Origin of the sequence: Mucilaginibacter sp. AK015 (assembly GCF_014200785.1) — a bacterium.
Lineage (GTDB): Bacteria > Bacteroidota > Bacteroidia > Sphingobacteriales > Sphingobacteriaceae > Mucilaginibacter.
In genome coordinates this window covers 864599-884896 of record NZ_JACHCV010000001.1, presented here as the reverse complement: position 1 = coordinate 884896, position 20298 = coordinate 864599, and the positions used below count along the sequence as shown (strand labels likewise).

The following is a 20298-nucleotide window of genomic DNA, read 5'->3' as shown; positions in this document are numbered from 1 at the left end:
TGCCAATTGCTAAATCATATATGCCTTTCAAACGTGCTTTATTAATTATTTTTTGTTGCTGTTATTTGATCAGCGGCGTATGCGCAACACCTAAGCAAGACAGTCTTTTACATATTCTGCAAATTACCGATCCGGACCTGAAGGAAAAAAAACTGGTACTCAATATTCGCTACTACTTCAATGACGTACCGGTAAAAAAACTGGAGACCACCAAATCGGAGCTACTAAATATACTGCAAACGCACCACGTTCAAAATCAGGAAGCGTTAGGATACTTTGTTGAAACCATGTATCAGATGGGGATTAAACAGTACAAGGAGGCCGAAAAGACATTAACCAAAGCTACTGAACTGGCTCATAAAAACAAGGCGCACTACCTGCTGTATGCCTGCTTTACGCATATGGCTTTTCTGCAAACAATTAAAGGCAACACCATCGAGGCTATATCTAACTTTCGGTTGGCCAGGAAGGAGGCCTTAACCCTTAACGATGCCTATATACAGGCGATGGTTGATATCAACATCTCCGATATTTATTACAAAAACAACCTGTACAGCCAGTCGTTGCTTTACTTGCAGGAGGCCCAGGGAATTGTAGATCAGAGAAAATTTGCAGATAACATCCTGCAAGTGATGATCTGGTCTAACAAGGCAGAAAACTATTTTTGCCTGGGTAAGGCAGACTCTGTGGCGCTGTACAGTAAATTATTAAATAGTGCTCCAAACACATCGGGCCGGCTGTATACAATTCATAAAAGAATGGCCTATTACCTTGCTTTACTTCAGCAAAAGTATCAGCAGGCTGTCGCCCTGATCCGCGCAGCAAAGGATGACCCAAAATTTGTATTTGAAGCTTATGACGAATTAAACCTTGCAGATGCTTACTTCAAAGCCGGGGAATTAGATTCGGCTCAGAATATTGCATTGCAGGTATTGGCCGGCAGGGAATATCAAAACCACCCCGAGATACAGGTGCGATTATATGAAATATTGGGTGGCGTGGCCTTAAACAGGAGCGATAAAGATGAAGCGGTTTTACAATATCAGCTGGCACTGGGGCAGGCAAAAAAACAAATTGAACGTTTAACCCAGGTAGGTATCATTTCTTCGCAGATAAAGGTAGATGAAATAGAGGGCGCTTACATACGCAAAGAAGAAAGTTTTAAAAGAACGCGCCTGTGGTTAGTGTTTACGGCTATAAGCGCAATACTTATTATTGGCATAGGTACGATGTTATATCGAAACATCAGGCAAAAAAGACATTACGAACAGTTGTTCTTTAAATTTAAAAAGGATGAGCTCGCGTTTATCAATTCGCACGAGGTACGCAGGCACCTTTCTAATATTTTAGGGATAGTTACGGTTATTGAAAACAGCGATAATAAGGAAGATGCCTTCCATGAATCGCGAAACCACCTGGTAAATGCCGCGGTGCAGCTCGACGATGCTATCAAGAATATATCAGCAAAATTAGACGAGCCATCTGCCGGGAATTAAATGCGGCGTTAAATCGCAACCTCCACGGCTAGCCTTACGGCTCATGCAGTATGCATGTGATTCTAAGGTGTACTAAAGCTGCTTAAGGTAATCAAGCGTATTAATTTAGCGTGCAGTTTGGCGCGATCACACCGCTAAGTTGTCGTTTTTACCACCGCCTTTTTTGTTCCTTAACACGCACATTTGTATATGAATATTGAACAAGCAAATATCGAAACAGCACAAACCTTTGATGAACTGCTGGCCGGGCTATCATCTATAACCGATGAGCAGGCGAACACCGTACCGTTTGCAGGAAGCTGGACAGCGGCGCAGGTTGCGCAGCATGTAATTTTATCGGCGGGCAGCTTTGTGGAATTACTGAACGGACCAGTGACTGACACTAACCGCGACCCGGAAGCAGGGGTGGAACAACTTAAGTCGATTTTCCTTGATTTTGATACAAAGCTTAAATCCCCGGACTTTATTATACCGGAGGATAAGATCTATCAAAAACAACAATTGATTGAAAAGCTGCAACTGATAAAAACAAACTTGCTGCAAGCCATTGATACGCTTGACGTGACCAAAACATGTAAAGCATTTGAGATGCCGGTGATGGGCTATATTACCCGTGCAGAAGCTATAACCTTTACAATAGTACATACAAAACGGCACGTACATCAAATAAAACGTATCGCCGCCGCATTAGCGGGACACTAATTTACACCGCTATTTTTACTTCTTCCAGGTAGGGCAATACAAAAAGGGTATGTTCAAAGGCGCGGAATTTAACAATCAGGTGCGAGCGATCGTCAAAGAAAACTTCTATATAAAAATTGTCGAGGTTATAAAGCTTAACATAAAAGTGGTCAGTAAGCCGGTCAGCCAAAAAGGTGCCTGTCAAAACAGCTTCTGTTTTTTCGTGGTACCCTAGTTTGTTAAATTCGTCCGAGCTCATTACCAGTAACTTGCAAATTGCGTGCCCAAAAAATCGGGTGTTAATAAATAACTGTCACTACCAAAAGGTATAAGGTTATTCAGGTGGCGGGGGGGCATCAATGGGCCCGGGACCGACGATTTTTTCAAATGAATATTTGTCCTTCACAAAAAAGCGCAGGTATCGGCCCTTTACCCGCGACGCCTTTAGGTCTTTATAAACAGTTTCGGGCACAGAATGATAAACATACGTATGCCCTGAAACGTAAACAATGGTAAGCTTTTTAGTTTCTGCATCGTAACCAATATGGGCAATTACCGTTGAGGGCATTATTGTTTTTTTGCTTCTTCTTCCTTTTTGAAATGCGCTCGTGCCTGCTTCAGGCCGGTGGCAATAGCTTCACCTTCGTTACCGGTTGTTTTTAATACCTCGTTAGCTATCTCTGTAGCTTTATCCCTAATCTTTTTTGGCTGATTTTTGTACGATGGCGGATAATCTCCGTTATACCAGGGCATAATTCCTCCTTTTTTTAAGTATAACAAAACAGTGAGGTTTTTGATTGCAAAACGGTGTTCAAACGCCATATTTGCAGCATCTTATTCAAAGTATTATATTTAACGGCACTCCTTTAAGGAATATGCCGGCCGCCTTATGAAACTTAAGTTAAACAGTAACCTGCAGTTAGGCTTTGGATCAGCCCTGTTGATCCTGATCCTTGTTGGTATTATCTCTTATGCCACCCTTCAGAAGTTGTTGATGAGTAACCACGCGGTGGCACACAGTAACTTAGTCATAGAAAAGCTGGAGCGTACCCTATCGGTAATGAAAGATGCCGAAACCGGGCAGCGGGGCTACTTGCTCAGCGGCGATCGCCGCTTCCTGGAACCTTATAATGGCGCTTACCGGCACGCACTCGGCCTTATTGCCGAAGCGAAAGTGCTTACCAAAGACGATATTGGCCAGCAGATAAATATGGCTTCGCTTAAGGCGATATTAGAACACCGACTTGACATCCTCCGGGCGCTCATCGAAAAAAAACAACGTAACGAAACCATAACACCGGCCGATCTAAGCAGTGGAAAAATGGCCATGGATGCCTTACGTGTTGCAATTAATAAGGCCGAAACGGCCGAACGGCAATTGCTGTCTGAACGCACGGCGAGCCTTAACAGGTATGTTGCCCTTACGCCTTTTGCTATCTTGTTTGCCATTGGTTTAGCAATAATTATCTCACTTTTCTTTTATTACACCGTAATGTGTGATATAAAAGAAAAGGAGCGTTTGCAAAAAGAGCTATACGATAAAGAACGCGAAACCGCGGCCTTTAATGAAGAATTAACCGCTGCCAACGAAGAGATAGCCGCAACTAACGAAGAGTTAATGACGATAAACGAGGAGCTGGCCGAAGCACAGCAGAACCTGGCTGAACTTAACCGGTCGCTCGAGGATAAAGTTGAGCAGCGTACTAAGGCATTGATGGATAGCGAAGAAGAAACGCAGGCGCTTAATGAAGAATTAACCGCTATTAATGAGGAACTCGCCGCAGCTAACGAAGAAATGCTGGCTACAAATGAAGAGTTGGCCATGAGCCGCCAGGAACTTCAAAAAAGCGAGGCGCTGTTTAGATCCATCGCCGTGAATATCCCGAAGTCGCTTATTATTTTGGTTGACACCGACCAGCGTTTTGTAGCCGTGGAGGGGGACCTGATGCACCAATTGGCTTATGATAACCCTGACTATATAGGCCGGCGCGCAAATGAAGTGATACCGGTTGACCGTTACAACGATGTTAAGCCGTTATTTGAACGCGCCCTTTCCGGAGAACATATTACCGAAGAGCGTAAAGGCGCCGATGGTACCGATCTGAGAGTTGACTTTGTACCACTTAGGGACGATAAGCAGGCTATTTATGCGTTACTTGTTATAGCGCTGGATATTTCTGATATTAAACAAGCAGAAGAGCGCAGCGCTAAACTCGCAGCTATAGTAGAATCTTCAGATGATGCTATTATAAGCAAAACGCTTGACGGCGTTATCACCAGTTGGAATCGTTCTGCTGAGCGGTTATTTGGATACACCGAGTCAGAAGCTATAGGGCAGCATATCTTGAAACTGGTGCCCGCGGACAGGCATGAAGAGGAGCCGCGTATTATCGAACGTTTAAAAAAGGGAGAGCGGATTGAGCATTTTGAAACCCTGCGCGTAACAAAAGATGGTAAATTGATTGACGTTTCTTTAACTATTTCACCGGTAAAAGATACGAAAGGTAATATCATTGGTGCCTCTAAGATAGCCCGCGACATTTCTGAAAGGAAGCGCGATGAAACCCGTAAGAACGACTTTATCGGAATGGTAAGTCATGAACTGAAGACACCGTTAACTTCACTTACAGCGCTGATACAGGCGGTCAACGTTAAGCTTCGGAAAAGTGAAGATCCGTTTTTAGCCAACGCCATGGACAAGGCAACCATGCAAACACGTAAAATGGCCACCATTATCAATGGCTTTTTAAACATTTCCAGATTAGAATCGAGCCAGATACACATAAATCCTGAGCGATTTGACCTGGAAGAACTACTTGAAAGTGCAGTGCACGAGGCTGCACTTTCTGCAACCAGCCACAAGATAATATTTGACCCATCTATGCCTGTGATTGTTGAAGCCGACCCGGATAAAATAGGATCGGTAATTTCCAACTTGTTAAACAACGCTGTTAAGTACTCGGCGAAAGGGACCCGTATAACTATAAATTGTGTAGCAACTGCAGGTGGGGCCCAGGTGAGCGTAAAGGATCAGGGTATAGGAATAAGGGATACGGATAAGGAAAGGTTGTTTGAGCGTTTTTACCGGGTAGAGGGCGAGCACACCTGGCATATTTCGGGTTTCGGCATCGGTTTGTACCTAAGTGCCGAGATCATACAAAGGCATGGCGGAAAAATATGGGTAGAGAGTGAGTTTGGCGTAGGCTCAACCTTTTATTTTACCTTGCCGGTTAAATAGATTTATATGCCCAATCTCTTATTGCAGGCATAATTTTTTTAAACCTTGTTTATGGCCGGTTGTTTATCTATATACGATATAAACCAAATAATATGGCCGAAAACAAGATCACACAATGTGCCAGCCTGATGGCGGCCAAACACTTAACAATTGCTTTCGCCGAAAGCGCTACCGCAGGGTGGCTCTGCTCTGAATTTGCGCTCACGCCTCATTCTGGCGCGGTACTTAAAGGTGGTATAACATGTTACGATGCTTCGTTGAAGGTAGATCTGTTAAAAGTACCACAACATCTTATTGATACCTACACACCGGAGTCGATGGAGGTTACCCGCGAGATGGCTTATTGCCTGGCGCGGCTTATCCCTTCAGATATACAGGTTACTGTAACAGGCCTAACCAGCCCCGGCGGCAGCGAAACCCCTGAAAAGCCTGTAGGTACCATGTTCGTTTTTGCTCTTATCAATGGGCAGCCGGCAAGTTTCCGTGAAGTTTTTAAAGGGAGTTGCGAAGAAGTTATTCACCAAACCGTTGCAGCAACGGCCGAATTATTGATAAATGAATTACAGAAGTAAAGCCTATGGAGATCTTTATTAAAATTTTTGGCGAGGGGAAAGATCTCAACGTCATTCAAATGAGCAGCCGGGGTGTTGTAGTTTTCTTTATAGCCCTGTTGCTCATCCGTGTATCCGGCAGGCGCTCTTTCGGCGTTAAAAACCCGCTTGATAATATTATTACCATTTCATTAGGTGCAGTATTGAGCCGCGCAATAGTCGGCGTTTCTCCTTTTATACCGGTAGTGGTGTGCTGCTTTGTAATTGTGCTGCTTCACCGCCTTTTCGGATGGCTTGTAGCCACAAACAACCGTTTTGTGAGGGTTATGGAAGGCGATAAGATATTGCTGTTTGATAAAGATAGATTTCTGCGAGATCAAATGAAGCGCGCACTGGTTTGTGAAGAGGATCTTATGCAGGGGGTACGTAAATCGGCGCTTACCGAAGATATGGATAAGATAGAAAAAGTGTACATGGAACGCAACGGCGATATCAGCGCCATAAAAAAACAAGGTTAGCCAGGATCCGACCTGCCATTTTGGTTACGTTAACCACATAAAAAAGGCCCTGTAACTTACAGGGCCTTTTGATAAGCAGTTAATACAATTATTCGGCAACTGCCTGCTCGTTCACAAGGCTTTCGGCACAGGTGGTAAGCGCTTCATCAGTTGCTTTTTCGTTATCCAGCGTTTGCTGCAGCAATTCGGCTACATCATCGCGTCCCATGGTAGCTGCCAGCGTGCGTAAGCCGCCATACGTAGCTATCTCATAATGCTCTATCTTTTGCGCGGCTAATATAAGGCCGGCATCACGTATCATTGTACCGCTATCGGTATCTTCAATAATACCATTGCCTTCTTCAAGTAAACCGGCCATTGCATCGCATTTTTTTGCCGCAGGTTTTTCCTCCAACAGCTCAAATACTTGTTCCAGCGTAGCAATATGCGTCTCGGTTTCTGCAGTGTGTTTATCAATGGCGGCGGCCAGTTCGGGGCTGGTTGCTGCTTTTTTCATTTTTGGTAAAGCCTTTACAAGGTGCTTTTCTGCCCAGTAAATATCCTTTAACTCGTCAACAAAAAATTCATGAAACTCTGAATTTTCCATTTTTCCTTTTTTGGTTGTTTTTGTTTTAGTTGCCATGTTTTCTTAGGTTAAATGTATGTTGTTACAACACGTGATACTTTGTTATTGTTTGAAAAAAAATAACTTATAACGATAATTTAAAATCTTAAGGTTGCCCTGCGCCGCCAGATGAACCGTAGATCTGCCCGGTGGCAAAACTTGCGCCGGGATCCGCCAGTTGAACATATATCGAGGCCAGCTCGGCGGGCTGCCCCGGGCGCTTAAATGGCGTTTGCCCTCCAAAGTTTTTCAGTTTTTCCATACTGGCGCCGCCACTAACTTGTAATGGTGTCCAAACAGGGCCAGGCGCTACACCATTAACGCGTATGCCTTTTGGTGCCAGCTGCTTAGCCAGCGATTTTACATAGTTCATGGTAGCAGCTTTGGTTTGTGCATAATCATAAAGGTCCGGAGTAGGGTCGTATGCCTGTTCTGATGTGGTGCCAATGATAACAGATCCGGGCTGCAAATGCGGCAGCGCCGCCTTAATGATCCAAAACGGCGCGTAAATGTTTGTCTTCATTGTCCAGTCGAACTGTTCGGTGGTGATATCCAAAATCGAGTCGTGGCTTTGCTGCCTGCCGGCGTTGTTTACTAAAATATCCAGTCCGCCAAGTTTGCTAACACACTCATCCACCAGTTTCTTGCAAAAGGCTTCATCGCGCAGGTCGCCGGGTATTGCTATCGCTTTTCTGCCTTCGGCCTTTATCAGCGCAATTACTTCCTGCGCATCTGGTTCTTCCGTTGGAAAATAATTTATGGCGACATCCGCACCCTCGCGGGCGTAGGCTATAGCAGCAGCGCGGCCTATGCCGCTATCGCCGCCTGTTATCAATGCCCTGCGGCCTGCTAGCCTGCCAAATCCTTTATAACTTTTCTCGCCATGATCGGGGCGGGGCGTCATTTTAACGGCCAGCCCGGGCCAGGGTTGCGATTGCGCCTCAAAAGGCGGTTTGGGATATTTGTTGATCGGGTCTTCTAAAGGTAATGCTTCCATAATTTTATCATTGTTAGTTGCAGCCAAAACCGGCGCTGCTGCAACAGCTGCAAGTGTGGTGCCAATACTGCCAATTACTTTACGGCGGCTGATTTTGTTATTGTCGTCCATGTTAATTCGCATTTGATGGTTTAAGATTATACAAAGGAGAAAAGCAGGTGTTTGAGTATTTGTAAGAAATAAATTTTATTATACGTTAAAACCTTGCTTTAAAAAATCTGTTGAAAATAATATGATCAACTGTGTCGGTAACGACTAATGCATATAGTTATCTATTGAATTAATATGGCAAAAGCAGGAAAAAAACCAAAGAAACAAGATAAACAGCCCGGCATAGAGGCAGAAATGAACCCGGCACCAGAGTACATAAAGGCCGGCTATAAAGCTGCAGGAAAGCTTTTAGATAAAGTAGCTTTGATAACCGGAGGGGATAGCGGCATTGGACGGGCTGTGAGTGTGCATTTTGCTAAAGAAGGGGCAGATGTAGCCATTGTTTACCTGGATGAAGATATAGATGCTGAGGAAACAAAAAAACTGGTTGAAGCTGCCGGGCGGAAATGCCTGCTGATAAAGGGCGATGTAAAAGACGATAGCTTTTGTAAAAAGGTGGTTAAAGAGACAGTAAAAAAACTGGGCAAACTAAACGTTTTGGTAAATAACGCCGGAATGCAGTTTCCGCAGAAAGATGCGCAGAACATCAGCAAAGAGCAATTGGAGATCACTTTCCGTACTAACATCTTTGCTTATTTTTATTTTGCCGAAGCCGCGCTTGATTATTTGCAGGCAGGCGATTGCATCATCAATACAACCTCTGTTACCGCTTACAGGTCATCGCCCGCGCTTATCGACTATTCGTCAACTAAGGGCGCTATAACAACTTTTACAAGGTCGCTTGCAACCAATCTCACCGAAAAAAACATAAGAGTAAACGCAGTTGCCCCGGGGCCTGTGTGGACACCGCTTATCGTATCAACATTTGACACCGAAAAGATCGAAAAATTTGGCAGCGAAACGGCCATGAAAAGGGCTGGCCAGCCGTCAGAACTTGGCCCGGCCTATGTGTTCCTGGCTTCAGACGATGCCTCATATATTACCGGCCAGGTTATTCATATTAACGGCGGAGAGGTGGTTAACGGTTAAAATTTTCATTTATTAACAACTACTACTATGGAAAATAATAAAAAAACAGCGTTAATTACCGGTGCGACACAAGGTATTGGCAAAGAACTGGCTAAGCTATTTGCAGCAGACGGTTATAACTTAATTATCGTAGCACGCGACGAGGCGGAACTGGCGAACACAGCGGCTGAACTTAAGCAAAGCGGTATTGAAGTAAGTACCATCTCAAAAGACTTGTCGGATATGGAGCAGGTAAAAGCGCTGTGTACAGAGGTTACACAACAGGTTGATATATTGGTAAACGATGCAGGGCAAGGTGTATATGGTTTATTTATTGATAACGACCTGGAGCGTGAGCTGGACATTATTCATCTTAATATTTGCGCTACTGTTATTCTTACCAAGCATTTTGTAAGGCAAATGGCCGCCCGCGGCGAAGGAAAAGTGCTTAACCTTGGTTCGATTGCCGGAAAAATGCCCGGGCCATGGCAGGCGGTATATCATGCTACCAAAGCATTTGTACTTTCGTTTACAACGGCCATCCGCGAAGAATTGAAGGATAGCGGCATAACTTTTACCGCGCTGTTGCCCGGCCCGACAGATACTGATTTCTTTAACAAGGCAGATATGAACCAAAGCAAGATTGTACAGGATAAGGAAGCCATGTCTGACCCTGCTGATGTAGCGAAAGATGGTTACGAGGCGCTGATGGCCGGTACCGACAGGGTAATATCTGGCTTTAAAAATAAAATGCAGGTTGGCATGGGTAATATGATGCCCGATAGTGCGGTAGCCCACACCATGGCTGAGCAGCAAAAGCCGGTGGAGTAACAAAAGCAGCCTGGCATAAATACTCTCATATAACGTTATCACCAATAAGCCGCTTATTTAGCGGCTTATTTATTGAGATGGGTATCATGTGCGCCATAAATTGACAGATGTGTTGTACAAAACTTTGTAATTGTTAAATTAGCCATCTATACTAAAAACTATGTTACGACGCAATTTTATAAAACTATCGGCCGCAGGGGTTGCCTCGGTTATGTACAGCAGGTTAACTTATGCTACGGTTACCGGCGGTTCGCTTATTAGCCAGCCTGACGAGGCATGGGCGCAGGTTGCCGGTCAATGGATCAAACTTACCGGTAAAGGCGGGTCGGTATTTACCCATCAGGATATAAGGGTCGAAATCAAGTCGGGCGCCAACTCACGGCCGGTGTATGTGCACGCGCCCCTTACCGAATTGCAGGCAGTAAAACTCAACTGGAAATATCAAACTGAAAAATATTCGAAAATATTGGGCGACCATTGGGAGCGCAGCTATGGCGACCTGGCATGGCGAGCCCCTGATGCCAATGTAAAAAATCCGTGGTACGCATTGTTGTACGATGGTAAACAAACCGCTTGCTTCGGCGTTAAAACCGGCGCCAACACTATTTGTTATTGGCAGGTAAAACCGGGCAGCATTGAACTTACCATGGATACCCAATCGGGCGGCGTAGGTGTTAAACTTGGTGAACGTACCTTGCATGCGGCCGATATTGTAACAGGTATCAGCAAACTGCACGAAAGCCCCTACAGCGCTTTAACAAATTTTTGTAAGGTGATGTGCACAAATCCGCGTTTACCAAAACAGCCGGTTTATGGCATTAACGACTGGTATGTGGTGTATGGTAAAAACTCTTTTCAAACCATCAAAGATCAAACCGCTGCAATGGCCGAAATGGTTACCAGCACGGTTAATCGCCCGTTCTCGGTAATTGATGATGGCTGGCAGCAACCTGACGATTTTTCGCTGGTGAATGATAAATTTAAGGATATGCATAAAACGGCCGACGAAATAAAAAGCCATGGTATGCGCCCGGGATTGTGGACACGCCCTTTGATAGCCCGGCGAGATGATAGTAAAACGCTGCTTGCCCCTAAAATACCAGGGCGCGGCCAGGATGACGAATTAATACTCGATCCTACTATCCCCGAAAATATAGCCCGTGTAAAACGCAATATATCTTTGTACAAGCAATGGGGTTACCACATGGTTAAGCACGATTACAGCAGCTGGGATATTTTTGGTAAATGGGGCATGCAAATGAATGATAACTTTACAGCACCCGGGTGGAAGTTTCACGACCAGACCAAAACCAATGCCGAGATCATTAATAATCTGTATGGCGCTATCCGCGAGTCGGCTGGCGACATGTATCTTATAGGCTGCAATACATTTAGCCATTTATCGGCAGGCGTGTTTGAGCTTAACCGTATTGGCGACGACACAAGCGGCAGGGAGTGGGCACGCACCCAGAAAATGGGCGTAAATACGCTTGGTTTCCGCTTGCCGCAAAACAACACTTTTTACGCTGCCGACGGCGACTGCGTAGGCTTAACCAAGTATATTCCGTGGGCAAAGAACAGGCAATGGATGCAATTGCTGGCAGAAAGCGGTTCGCCGCTATTTATATCAGCTGAATTAGATATATTAGATAATGAAAAAAAAGCCGCTATAAAGCAGGCTTTTACTGATGCCGCAAGGGTGCAACCAAATGGCGAGCCGCTAGATTGGTTAACTAACCAGTTCCCGGCGAGGTGGAAACTGAATAACAGGGAAGTGAATTTTAACTGGGATATATAATTATATTAACTTTATTATGTAATAAATAGATAACATTAAAAGCCATGGCAGCAAATAAAACCACCGAAAACACCGCAAGCGTGGACGATTTTATAAACAAGATCACGGACGAAACCAAACGGCATGACGGGCATCATCTGGCTGAAATCATGAAGGAGGAATCGGGGTTTGAAGCTAAAATGTGGGGTAACGCGATAGTGGGTTTTGGAAGTTATCATTACAAATACGAAAGCGGGCGAGAAGGTGATGCACCGTTGGTTGCTTTTTCGCCACGAGCAAATGACTTTTCGTTGTATATATCACCGGGTGATGCTAAAACAGGATTGTTGCAAAAGCTTGGAAAGCATAGGATGTCTGGCAGTTGCATTCATGTAAAAAGACTGGCCGACATCAACGAGGATATTTTGCGGGAACTAGTAAGGCAGGGCGTCAAGAATATGCAGGAGAAACACCCGCAAGTGTAATGTTTAATTCATAAAAAAACCCGGTACGTTTTTAATGTACCGGGTTTTTTGTGTGTAAAAAGTTCATCAATCAAATCCACCATGGCGGTTTGCTTTAACAGGCTCGGGCCATTTGGCAGGCTGCCCGTTACGTCCGGCGGGGAGGTTGTTTGATTTATCGCGCGGGAACTTTTCCGGATCCTCGCTTGCCATGTAAACCAGTATAGCGGTCAATATGGCATTGCTGCGCAAATCATCAAAAACTATCTTATCATAAGTATCGCGGTTAGTGTGCCAGGTGTAATTACCGTACGACCAGCTGTTTGAACCCAGTGAAAACCCGGGGGCACCCACGGCTACAAAAGAGGCAAAATCAGATCCGCCGCCGCCCGGTGCACCCGGAAAATTGGTTTTTATCTGGTGGCGGATGGTGTCGGGTACAGCCTCGAGCCACCGCGTTATAAAGTCGCCTGCTTTCTCGAAACCCTGGCCGCTAATGTTTACCACACGGCCGGTACCATTATCCTGGTTAAACAGGGCCTGTAGGTTTGCAACAATCTCCGGATGATCCTCAACAAAAGCGCGCGAACCATTAAGTCCTTGCTCTTCACTGCTCCAATGGCCAACCAATATGGTACGTTTTGGGTGTGGATAAACTTTCTTTAGTATACGCATAGCTTCCATCATGGTTAAAGTGCCTGTACCGTTATCAGTTGCGCCGGTACCGCCGTCCCATGAGTCAAAGTGCGCAGAAAGCATTACGTATTCGTTTGGCTTTTCGGTGCCTTTTATTTCGCCAACAACGTTAAAAGTTGGTACTGTACCGCGCTCTTTTGATTCGGTCTGGATAGTGATACGTGGTTTTTCATTGTTTTCGGTAAGGCGGTAAAGCAAGCCGTAATCCTCAAGGGCTATATCAACCGTAGGGATAGTTTTGGTATAGGCAGCAAATATTTTATCCACACCAAAACCTGCGCTCCAATAGTTGGTAATGATACCCGCCGCGCCCGCTTTTTCCAGCGCTACCGGTAAAGTTCGGTTAGTTAAGCCTGTATTGCTGATGCGTTTGCGCCAAGCAGCGGTTTGGGAGGTACGTTCGGCTTTCATTTTATCCATTGATCCGCTTAAGCCGAACTCTTTCCAGTTATCATCCGGACGGCCTGTTGGCTGATTCATGGATATCATTACAAACTTGCCCTTAACTGCCGGCAGCCATTTTTGAAAAGCTATTGAATCTGCAAGTTCAGGTAAAATAATCGTTTCGGCGGTAACCGGCTTTTTCATGCCCGGGCTCCAGGCCAGTTGTGTGCCTTCAATGCTGTGAACGCGCGGGTAAACCATATCAATATGCGATATCCCGCGTTCCCAGCCGCGCCACTCACCCCATTTTTCCTGTCGGGCGGTAATACCCCAGCCTTTGTACTTATCAAGCGCCCATTTGCCGGCCTGGTCAAACTGTGGGGTACCTACCAGGCGCGGGCCGATACCATCGAGTAATTCGTGGGCGAGCTTTTCAAGCTGGGAGTTATCGTTTCCCTCTTTTACAATATTATCTACAACCTGGCTTTTAGTTTGTGCAAAGGTTGTGCTTCCGGCAAATAATGCCGAGGCGACAAGCAGTTTGGTAAAGTTTTTCATATCTGTTTGATATAGGGCTTAGTTTGTATAGCGAATGTATAAAATGCATGGCTTAAAACATATTTACGCATAGGTTACCTGTGTAACATTCCTGTTGTATACAAACATAGCTGTGGTGTTTATAATACAAAAAGGCTGATTAAAATCTAAAATTTTTAAAACCAATTGGCCCGTTTAATGCTTGATACATGATACTAACTATCAACCGAAAATGGCACAATTAGATGTTCAGCCTAAACGCCGCCGCTCCGTGTGGATCTGGCTTATATTTTTTGTTTTGGCTATAGGTGTAGCAGTTTTGTTATACCGCGGCTGTAACCGTTCGGCCCCGCTGAAGATAGACAGCACCGATACGGTAGCAAAAGACAGCAGTAAAATTGACACCAATGTAATTGTAACCACGCAGCCCGATTGGAACGCGATAGATTTTAACATACCGAAGGTAAAATATGACGAGGTAACCGACACCGCCATCATAGTTAGAGGCACCGATAAATATACCATTTACAGCATGGGCGAAAATATCCTGTTCCCGCCTGACGAAAGTACCTTGCAGCCATCTGCCGAGTCAAAGTTAAAGCAGGTGGCGGCGTCCCTTGAAAAACGTTATAAAAAAGCTGCTATCGCCATTTACGGACATACCGATTCTGTTGGATCGGAATCAGACAACCATGCACTGGGTACCAGCCGTGCAAACGCGGTTAAGGACTGGTTGCTTACCGAGGGTGGTATCGAGGCCGGCAACCTGTCAGTACATTCACTCGGCGAAAAACAGCCCATTGCTTCCAACAAAACAAAATCGGGCCGGGCGCAAAACCGCAGTGTAGAAATAGTGGCCTTTACAGAAGGACCGAGAGAATAAATTCAACCTAATAATTATGGCTTTAGATAACAGTACAGATTACGATGACCTGCAGGAATTAAGCGATAGTGACTTTGAAATAGCAGACGGCCAACCCGATATATTTGGCTGGGATGTTATTGATACGCATAAGAACAAAGTAGGAGAGGTGTACGAGTTGATGTTTAACCCAAACACCCGTAAGGTACGCTACATAGTAGTTGATATGGAAAGCAACGATGTTGACCTGGAAGAGGGCCGGGTATTGGTACCTATTGAAGTGGCCGATTTTGACCTTGATAACGATAATGTTAAATTGCCGGGGGTAAGTATTACCAATTTACTTTCCCTGCCGCTGTATGAAAAAGGCCGTGTAATTGACCACGAAACGGATGAGGAAATACGTATAGCACTGGCAAAAGCAGAAAAGGATGCGCCTATTCCGCCGGGTTCGCTTAATGTAAGCCAGACAAAATTTTATGGCAAACACAAAAATGGTTAAGACAACGCCGTGAAGATGTACCTGCCAAAACGCTTGATACTTGTCTGCTCAGCGATTCATCACAACCACCTCCAGAATATTTAAACATCTGCGATAAGCTATCTTAAAATACTGTCTGTGATCTTGGCTATATCAACCGTTATCTTGTTGATAAATCCTAATTGTTCTTTCATTAACAGGTCGTCGGCCGTTAGGGGCACGGAGGGAATTTCCGGTTTCGTAGTTTCGGCCGTTTTTGAGGGTGTTGAGGTCTTTTCCGTGCTTTCGCCACTTAATTTTTTTTCGGTTTCTGTCAAGACGGCAATACTGCGTTTAACGAGTTTTAACATATCGGTATGCGGGCGTAATTGCCCTAACCTAATTAATGCTGACGCTATGTTTGCCGTATAGGATGCTAAGATATGGTTGAGCACCACAAATTTATGAATGTCCTTAATGCTTCGCTGCTTACTTTTGGGTTCCGAGGTCATGCGCTCAAACGCGGCCGATAAGTTAGCCGAATTTACATATACATCTTTTCGGGCAAGCTTATACCCGGTAATTTCAACCGCTTTGCCCGAGATACTTTCTGATATTTTTTTCAGGTAATTAATATTAGCCCTGATAACAGATCTAAGGGTTTCGTTTATCTGTTCAAATTCCCACGTCGGGAATAAGGTGTAGCTGCCTATGAAAGCTATACCCGATCCTATTAACGTATCAATTATACGTTCCTGCGCTACGTTTATAAGGCCTAAGCCTAAAAATTTAAAAAGGATAAGTACATACGGCGTAGTGAATATAACGGCCACTATATAATTTAACCGCAAAAAGCTATAGGTGCCTATCATAAATACAATCAGAAAAACAAACTGGGCCGTTTTATCTGGAATAAAATTTAAGATCAATATTCCAATTACCCCACCTGCCATGGTACCTATCAAACGCTGATAATTACGCTGTTTAGACAGGCTGAACCCTGGTTTAAGTATTACAATAATGGTAAGCAACACCCAATAGCTGTGCCCGCCAAGTGATACATTCTTGGCGGTTATAAAACCAACTAAACACACAATGGCTACCCTTAAGGCATGTTTAAAGGCTCCCGAATTAAAGGTAAGGTTATCTGTGAAAATATGCGGTGCATAATCCTGGTGGGTTACAAATTTAGAGTATTCTACGTCTGTAGGGTTTTGCACCAAACTATCAGATGCTTTAGAGTGATAGTATTTATAAATGTTTGATATGCTTTTGCTCAGGTCCCGCAGGTTTATAAGAATCTTTTTTAGCACCAGGTTGCTGGTTTCCTTATCATCTGTACCAACGGCGTCAATTTTAAGTTTTAGCTGCTCCAGCCGCAGTTCAAGATTACTTAATTTTTCCGGCCGGTCATTAGCCAGTATGGAATAGCCTATATTGTCGAGGTCATCGGCAACATGATGCAGAAAGTCGGCAATATCTTTCAGGATACCCGTGTTTTCAAATTTCTCGCGGATGTAATTATAATCATAATGGGTGGCCATTATCTGTTCAAACATATCCACCAGGTCTATAAACGTTAATACAATTACCCGGCTGGCCGGTGTAGATTCTTTAACTATTAAGCGGCTCTTAAAAAGTATTTCGCGCACGGCGTCCTGATGATTGCTCACCTGTATTTGCTGCAAAACCAGCTTGCGGTAGTTAGCATCAATATCAACATTGCCCGAATAAAAATCAGCTTTTATACGTAAAAACCGGGCAATATCAGCCACATTTTCGCCAAGTACCTGCTGTGCCGCCCGATAAGGCCTTAACCCCACAAAAACAAGGCTAAAGGTCATGTACCACAGGCCGCCACACACAAGTGTAGCGCAAAAGGCAGGCAGTTGTGGTAAGGGTACAGCCTTATCCATCATCAATATCATGATAAGCAATGCCGAGGTGCCTATAGATGCTGCGCGGTTGCCATATACCGTAAACATGGAAAACAGAAAGGAAAACAAGGTGATCTCTGCACCCAGTGTGTAAACATTAAAACGGGCAAAACCGGTAATTACAGCTACGGCCAACATACATAAATTACCCGCAGCCATGGCATTGCGTTTGTGGGATATTGGCCCGGGACCATCGACAGTACAGATGCAAAGCGCGCCAAGCGACATGGTTAACCCCATGCTGAAATTCCCTAATTGCATCATAACCAGCGATGGTACCAAAATGCCGACAGACATGCGCAACCCGTCCGAAAAATACTGGCCGTAAAAAAAGCTTTTTATTTCTCTTTTGGGGTTGTTCATCTACTCATTATTAGGCGTTGAATTTATTATGCAAAATTAAACAAATAAAACGTGGAGTGTTCCGCAATAACAATTATTGCATTAAAATGTGCAAACCATTATAAATTTTTCAGTTTTTATCATATTTTAATTTTAGATAGTTAAATTACGCCGTCAATATTCCTGTAATTTATAAACCTGTATTATTATGCCAGCTACCTTAAGGCTTAGTCAGAAAGAATCGATATTTAATCACGAAGTGGTAAAGCGCTTTGAGCTATACAACAGCTTGTTTCAAACGCTGCCCTTTTACCAGGTTAAGGATACAGGTATATTGTTGCCTTTTTTTAGTTCGCATTGCGATGCGGGCACTGCGGCGCAATTGTCGCCTACCGAGATCATTGAGTCGTTTTTTGAAAAGTATGTACCGGGTATTGATAAGCGGGAGCAAATAAACCGTTTATTCAGGTTTATACAATATATTGAACGCCAGGTGGTTTTGTTTGATGCTATTGAAGATTCTTCGTTCAGCAAGATAGGCCGCGTGGACGATACCGGCACCCTTCAAAGCATGGTGCAGCAGGCATCTCAAAACGAGCAGGAAAGGGCCAGCATTAGTAAACAATTAAAAGATTTTTCGTTAAGGCTGGTGCTTACAGCACACCCTACGCAATTTTACCCCGGGTCGGTACTTGGTATCATGACCGACCTGATCGAGGCTCTTAAAACCAATGATATCCCGTCTATTGACGGCCTTTTACAGCAATTAGGCAAAACACCTTTCTTTAACAAAACCTCGCCTACGCCGGTGGATGAAGCCGTTAGGCTGGTTTGGTTCCTGGAGAATATTTTTTATCACGCGCTTGCTGGTATACAGTCAAAACTGGAAGATGAATTTGATATAGAGGGCAATCAACAGTTGCTCGAGCTTGGGTTTTGGCCCGGAGGCGACAGGGATGGCAATCCAAATGTAACCACCGAAACCACCCGCGCGGTATCATCAATGTTAAGGCAGGTAATATACCGTTGCTATTACCGCGATTTCAGGAACGTTAAGCGCCGGATCACCTTCAGAGGGTTTGTCGATACCATAAGCCAACTGGAAAAAACGCTTTACGACAATGCTTTTGGCATCCCCGATACCCCGAAGGACCTGCAGCCCGAATTGCTTGAATTACTTAAGTCAATGCGTCAAACTTTGGTGACAGAACATGATAGCCTGTTTGTAAGCATTGTAGATAACCTGATACAAAAGGTGCAATTATTTGGATCGTACTTTGCCACCCTGGACATAAGGCAGGATAGCCGTGTGTTGCGCAACGTTTTTAAATATACTACCGAAAAAGTATACACCGGCGTGCCGAAGAATTATGCCGAAATGAGCGAGGCAGCCAAAATCAAAAGTCTGCCATTTAACCAGGCTGATTTTGTATGCCCTGCCAACGCTGAACCCCTGGTGCGCGACACCCTTGATACTATCAGGCTGATGAAGCAGATTCAGTATAGTAATGGTGAAAAAGGCTGCCAGCGATTTATCATCAGCAACTGCCAGGAAGCCTCGGATATTTTACAGCTGATAGCATTGTTTTTATGGAGCGGCTGGGAAAAGGATAAGCTGAGCGTTGATTTTATGCCGCTTTTTGAAACGGTTAACGATTTGAAAGCCGCAAGCGGGGTAATGGAAAAGTTATACACTCATCCGTTCTATAAAAGTCATTTAAAAAAGCGGGGTAACAGGCAAACCATCATGCTGGGTTTTAGCGACAGCACCAAGGATGGCGGTTACCTGATGGCCAACTGGAGCATTTATAAAGCCAAAGTTGAATTAACGGCGATGGCCCGCAAACATAATATCGACCTGGCTTTTTTTGACGGTCGCGGCGGCCCCCCTGCGCGTGGTGGTGGCAAAACTCATCGCTTTTATGCATCGATGGGAAAAGAAATTGCTAATGACCATATACAGCTGACCATACAGGGACAAACCATAAGTTCGCAGTACGGATCGGTTGAAACTGCTCGTTTCAATACCGAGCAATTGGTTAACGCCGGCGTTATCAGCGCGCTGCACCCTAATCATAACGACCTGTTGGACGATAAACATAAAGCCCTGATAGCTACAATGGCCGAAGAAAGCCACGGCCTTTTCCTGGCCCTGCGCGAGCACCCGCTGTTTATGGAATACCTCGAGAAATTCAGTCCGCTTAAGCTCTTATCGCAAATAAATATCAGCAGCAGGCCTACAAAACGCAACGCCGATGCTAAACTGAAGTTAGAGGATCTGCGCGCTATCAGCTTTGTAACATCATGGAGCCAGTTAAAGCAAAATATCCCCGGCTTTTACGGTGTAGGCACGGCCTTAAAGAAGATGAAGGACGATGGCGAATGGAAAGCGGTGCAGGAACTTTACCAAAATTCGGGTTTCTTTAAAACCATGCTGGATAACTGCATGATGTCGATGTCCAAATCCGATTTCAGGGTAACGGCTTACATGGAAAAAGACGCCCGGTTCAAAAAATTCTGGAAGGGCCTTAAGGCCGAGTATGAGTTGACCCGCCAGATGTTGCTTGAGTTAACAGATAGCAAGGTGCTGATGGAAGAATTCCCGGTAGACAGGCGTTCGATTGCCCTTCGCGAGAAGATAGTATTGCCCCTTGTCATCATTCAGCATTATGCCCTGCAGTGCCTTAACCATACTGATGACGATGAACTAACAGGTATTTACAATAAACTGGTTATACGCACAGTGTATGGTATAGTAAACGCGGGCAGGAACTTAGCGTAATGCTTTAGCTGTAAATCATTGT

General features: G+C 44.6%; 19 protein-coding genes. 12 read left to right on the top strand and 7 right to left on the bottom strand.

The window, feature by feature from the left end:
- Positions 1-20 precede the first annotated feature (20 nt).
- Positions 21-1496: a lipopolysaccharide assembly protein LapB gene (locus tag HDC91_RS03865; RefSeq protein ID WP_183548610.1), complete on the top strand. Its 1476-nt coding sequence runs from the start codon at positions 21-23 to the stop codon at positions 1494-1496.
- Positions 1497-1685: 189 nt separating this feature from the next.
- Positions 1686-2198: a DinB family protein gene (locus tag HDC91_RS03860; RefSeq protein ID WP_183548608.1), complete on the top strand. Its 513-nt coding sequence runs from the start codon at positions 1686-1688 to the stop codon at positions 2196-2198.
- 1 nt (position 2199) lies between these two features.
- Here the strand turns inward: HDC91_RS03860 and HDC91_RS03855 are convergent, their stop codons facing one another.
- The 3 genes from HDC91_RS03855 to HDC91_RS03845 form a co-directional block, all read right to left on the bottom strand.
- On the bottom strand, positions 2200-2436 hold the full coding sequence (locus HDC91_RS03855) for a hypothetical protein (protein WP_183548606.1): 237 nt from the start codon (positions 2434-2436) through the stop codon (positions 2200-2202).
- Positions 2437-2511: 75 nt separating this feature from the next.
- Positions 2512-2745 (bottom strand): KTSC domain-containing protein, encoded by a 234-nt coding sequence (locus HDC91_RS03850; protein WP_183548604.1) that lies wholly within the window; start codon positions 2743-2745, stop codon positions 2512-2514.
- Positions 2745-2930 carry a hypothetical protein gene (locus tag HDC91_RS03845; protein WP_183548602.1) on the bottom strand — a complete coding sequence of 62 codons (186 nt, stop codon included), beginning with the start codon at positions 2928-2930 and terminating at the stop codon, positions 2745-2747. Before HDC91_RS03845 ends, HDC91_RS03850 begins: the two co-directional genes overlap by 1 nt.
- 136 nt (positions 2931-3066) lie before the next feature.
- Here HDC91_RS03845 and HDC91_RS03840 point away from each other — a divergent pair, with 136 nt between their 5' ends.
- From HDC91_RS03840 to HDC91_RS03830, 3 genes are all read left to right on the top strand, one after another.
- On the top strand, positions 3067-5415 hold the full coding sequence (locus HDC91_RS03840; protein ID WP_183548600.1) for a PAS domain S-box protein: 2349 nt from the start codon (positions 3067-3069) through the stop codon (positions 5413-5415).
- Between the two features lie 92 nt (positions 5416-5507).
- Entirely contained in the window at positions 5508-5987 is a 480-nt protein-coding gene (locus tag HDC91_RS03835) for a CinA family protein (protein WP_183548598.1), read from the top strand.
- Between the two features lie 5 nt (positions 5988-5992).
- Complete coding sequence (locus HDC91_RS03830; protein ID WP_183548596.1) at positions 5993-6484, top strand: DUF421 domain-containing protein; 492 nt, start codon at positions 5993-5995, stop codon at positions 6482-6484.
- 88 nt (positions 6485-6572) lie between these two features.
- Here the strand turns inward: HDC91_RS03830 and HDC91_RS03825 are convergent, their stop codons facing one another.
- Positions 6573-7106: a ferritin-like domain-containing protein gene (locus HDC91_RS03825; protein ID WP_162432139.1), complete on the bottom strand. Its 534-nt coding sequence runs from the start codon at positions 7104-7106 to the stop codon at positions 6573-6575.
- Between the two features lie 88 nt (positions 7107-7194).
- The gene (locus HDC91_RS03820) at positions 7195-8196 is read right to left on the bottom strand and encodes an SDR family oxidoreductase (protein WP_183548594.1); all 1002 of its coding nucleotides are present in this window, start codon (positions 8194-8196) and stop codon (positions 7195-7197) included.
- 174 nt (positions 8197-8370) lie between these two features.
- On the opposite strand from HDC91_RS03820, the gene HDC91_RS03815 reads away from it, so the two are divergent.
- From HDC91_RS03815 to HDC91_RS03800, 4 genes are all read left to right on the top strand, one after another.
- Positions 8371-9225 carry an SDR family oxidoreductase gene (locus tag HDC91_RS03815; RefSeq protein ID WP_183548592.1) on the top strand — a complete coding sequence of 285 codons (855 nt, stop codon included), beginning with the start codon at positions 8371-8373 and terminating at the stop codon, positions 9223-9225.
- A 27-nt stretch (positions 9226-9252) separates the two neighbouring features.
- A complete protein-coding gene (locus tag HDC91_RS03810; protein ID WP_183548590.1) occupies positions 9253-10035 on the top strand; it encodes an SDR family oxidoreductase in 783 nt (260 codons plus the stop codon).
- A 160-nt stretch (positions 10036-10195) separates the two neighbouring features.
- Positions 10196-11833 carry a hypothetical protein gene (locus HDC91_RS03805; protein WP_183548588.1) on the top strand — a complete coding sequence of 546 codons (1638 nt, stop codon included), beginning with the start codon at positions 10196-10198 and terminating at the stop codon, positions 11831-11833.
- Positions 11834-11877: 44 nt separating this feature from the next.
- Positions 11878-12297 (top strand): DUF1801 domain-containing protein, encoded by a 420-nt coding sequence (locus HDC91_RS03800; RefSeq protein ID WP_183548586.1) that lies wholly within the window; start codon positions 11878-11880, stop codon positions 12295-12297.
- 66 nt (positions 12298-12363) lie between these two features.
- Here the strand turns inward: HDC91_RS03800 and HDC91_RS03795 are convergent, their stop codons facing one another.
- A complete protein-coding gene (locus HDC91_RS03795) occupies positions 12364-13914 on the bottom strand; it encodes a M20/M25/M40 family metallo-hydrolase (RefSeq protein WP_183548584.1) in 1551 nt (516 codons plus the stop codon).
- A gap of 211 nt (positions 13915-14125) precedes the next feature.
- On the opposite strand from HDC91_RS03795, the gene HDC91_RS03790 reads away from it, so the two are divergent.
- Positions 14126-14776: an OmpA family protein gene (locus HDC91_RS03790; RefSeq protein ID WP_183548582.1), complete on the top strand. Its 651-nt coding sequence runs from the start codon at positions 14126-14128 to the stop codon at positions 14774-14776.
- A 16-nt stretch (positions 14777-14792) separates the two neighbouring features.
- Positions 14793-15257 (top strand): PRC-barrel domain-containing protein, encoded by a 465-nt coding sequence (locus HDC91_RS03785; protein ID WP_183548580.1) that lies wholly within the window; start codon positions 14793-14795, stop codon positions 15255-15257.
- Positions 15258-15355: 98 nt separating this feature from the next.
- Here HDC91_RS03785 and HDC91_RS03780 read toward each other — a convergent pair whose 3' ends face one another.
- Positions 15356-17515 (bottom strand): FUSC family membrane protein, encoded by a 2160-nt coding sequence (locus HDC91_RS03780; protein ID WP_183548578.1) that lies wholly within the window; start codon positions 17513-17515, stop codon positions 15356-15358.
- A 187-nt stretch (positions 17516-17702) separates the two neighbouring features.
- Between HDC91_RS03780 and HDC91_RS03775 the strand changes: the two genes are divergently transcribed.
- Entirely contained in the window at positions 17703-20276 is a 2574-nt protein-coding gene (locus HDC91_RS03775) for a phosphoenolpyruvate carboxylase (RefSeq protein WP_183548576.1), read from the top strand.
- Positions 20277-20298: the final 22 nt, after the last annotated feature.

Coding starts and splice junctions, on each gene's coding strand:
- HDC91_RS03855 (WP_183548606.1), bottom strand. CDS start 2,436: ATGAGCTCGGACGAATTTAACAAACTAGGGTACCACGAAAAAACAGAA.
- HDC91_RS03815 (WP_183548592.1), top strand. CDS start 8,371: ATGGCAAAAGCAGGAAAAAAACCAAAGAAACAAGATAAACAGCCCGGC.
- HDC91_RS03790 (WP_183548582.1), top strand. CDS start 14,126: ATGGCACAATTAGATGTTCAGCCTAAACGCCGCCGCTCCGTGTGGATC.
- HDC91_RS03860 (WP_183548608.1), top strand. CDS start 1,686: ATGAATATTGAACAAGCAAATATCGAAACAGCACAAACCTTTGATGAA.
- HDC91_RS03785 (WP_183548580.1), top strand. CDS start 14,793: ATGGCTTTAGATAACAGTACAGATTACGATGACCTGCAGGAATTAAGC.
- HDC91_RS03825 (WP_162432139.1), bottom strand. CDS start 7,106: ATGGCAACTAAAACAAAAACAACCAAAAAAGGAAAAATGGAAAATTCA.
- HDC91_RS03820 (WP_183548594.1), bottom strand. CDS start 8,196: ATGGACGACAATAACAAAATCAGCCGCCGTAAAGTAATTGGCAGTATT.
- HDC91_RS03775 (WP_183548576.1), top strand. CDS start 17,703: ATGCCAGCTACCTTAAGGCTTAGTCAGAAAGAATCGATATTTAATCAC.
- HDC91_RS03850 (WP_183548604.1), bottom strand. CDS start 2,745: ATGCCCTCAACGGTAATTGCCCATATTGGTTACGATGCAGAAACTAAA.
- HDC91_RS03830 (WP_183548596.1), top strand. CDS start 5,993: ATGGAGATCTTTATTAAAATTTTTGGCGAGGGGAAAGATCTCAACGTC.
- HDC91_RS03810 (WP_183548590.1), top strand. CDS start 9,253: ATGGAAAATAATAAAAAAACAGCGTTAATTACCGGTGCGACACAAGGT.
- HDC91_RS03835 (WP_183548598.1), top strand. CDS start 5,508: ATGGCCGAAAACAAGATCACACAATGTGCCAGCCTGATGGCGGCCAAA.
- HDC91_RS03795 (WP_183548584.1), bottom strand. CDS start 13,914: ATGAAAAACTTTACCAAACTGCTTGTCGCCTCGGCATTATTTGCCGGA.
- HDC91_RS03840 (WP_183548600.1), top strand. CDS start 3,067: ATGAAACTTAAGTTAAACAGTAACCTGCAGTTAGGCTTTGGATCAGCC.
- HDC91_RS03865 (WP_183548610.1), top strand. CDS start 21: ATGCCTTTCAAACGTGCTTTATTAATTATTTTTTGTTGCTGTTATTTG.
- HDC91_RS03845 (WP_183548602.1), bottom strand. CDS start 2,930: ATGCCCTGGTATAACGGAGATTATCCGCCATCGTACAAAAATCAGCCA.
- HDC91_RS03800 (WP_183548586.1), top strand. CDS start 11,878: ATGGCAGCAAATAAAACCACCGAAAACACCGCAAGCGTGGACGATTTT.
- HDC91_RS03805 (WP_183548588.1), top strand. CDS start 10,196: ATGTTACGACGCAATTTTATAAAACTATCGGCCGCAGGGGTTGCCTCG.
- HDC91_RS03780 (WP_183548578.1), bottom strand. CDS start 17,515: ATGAACAACCCCAAAAGAGAAATAAAAAGCTTTTTTTACGGCCAGTAT.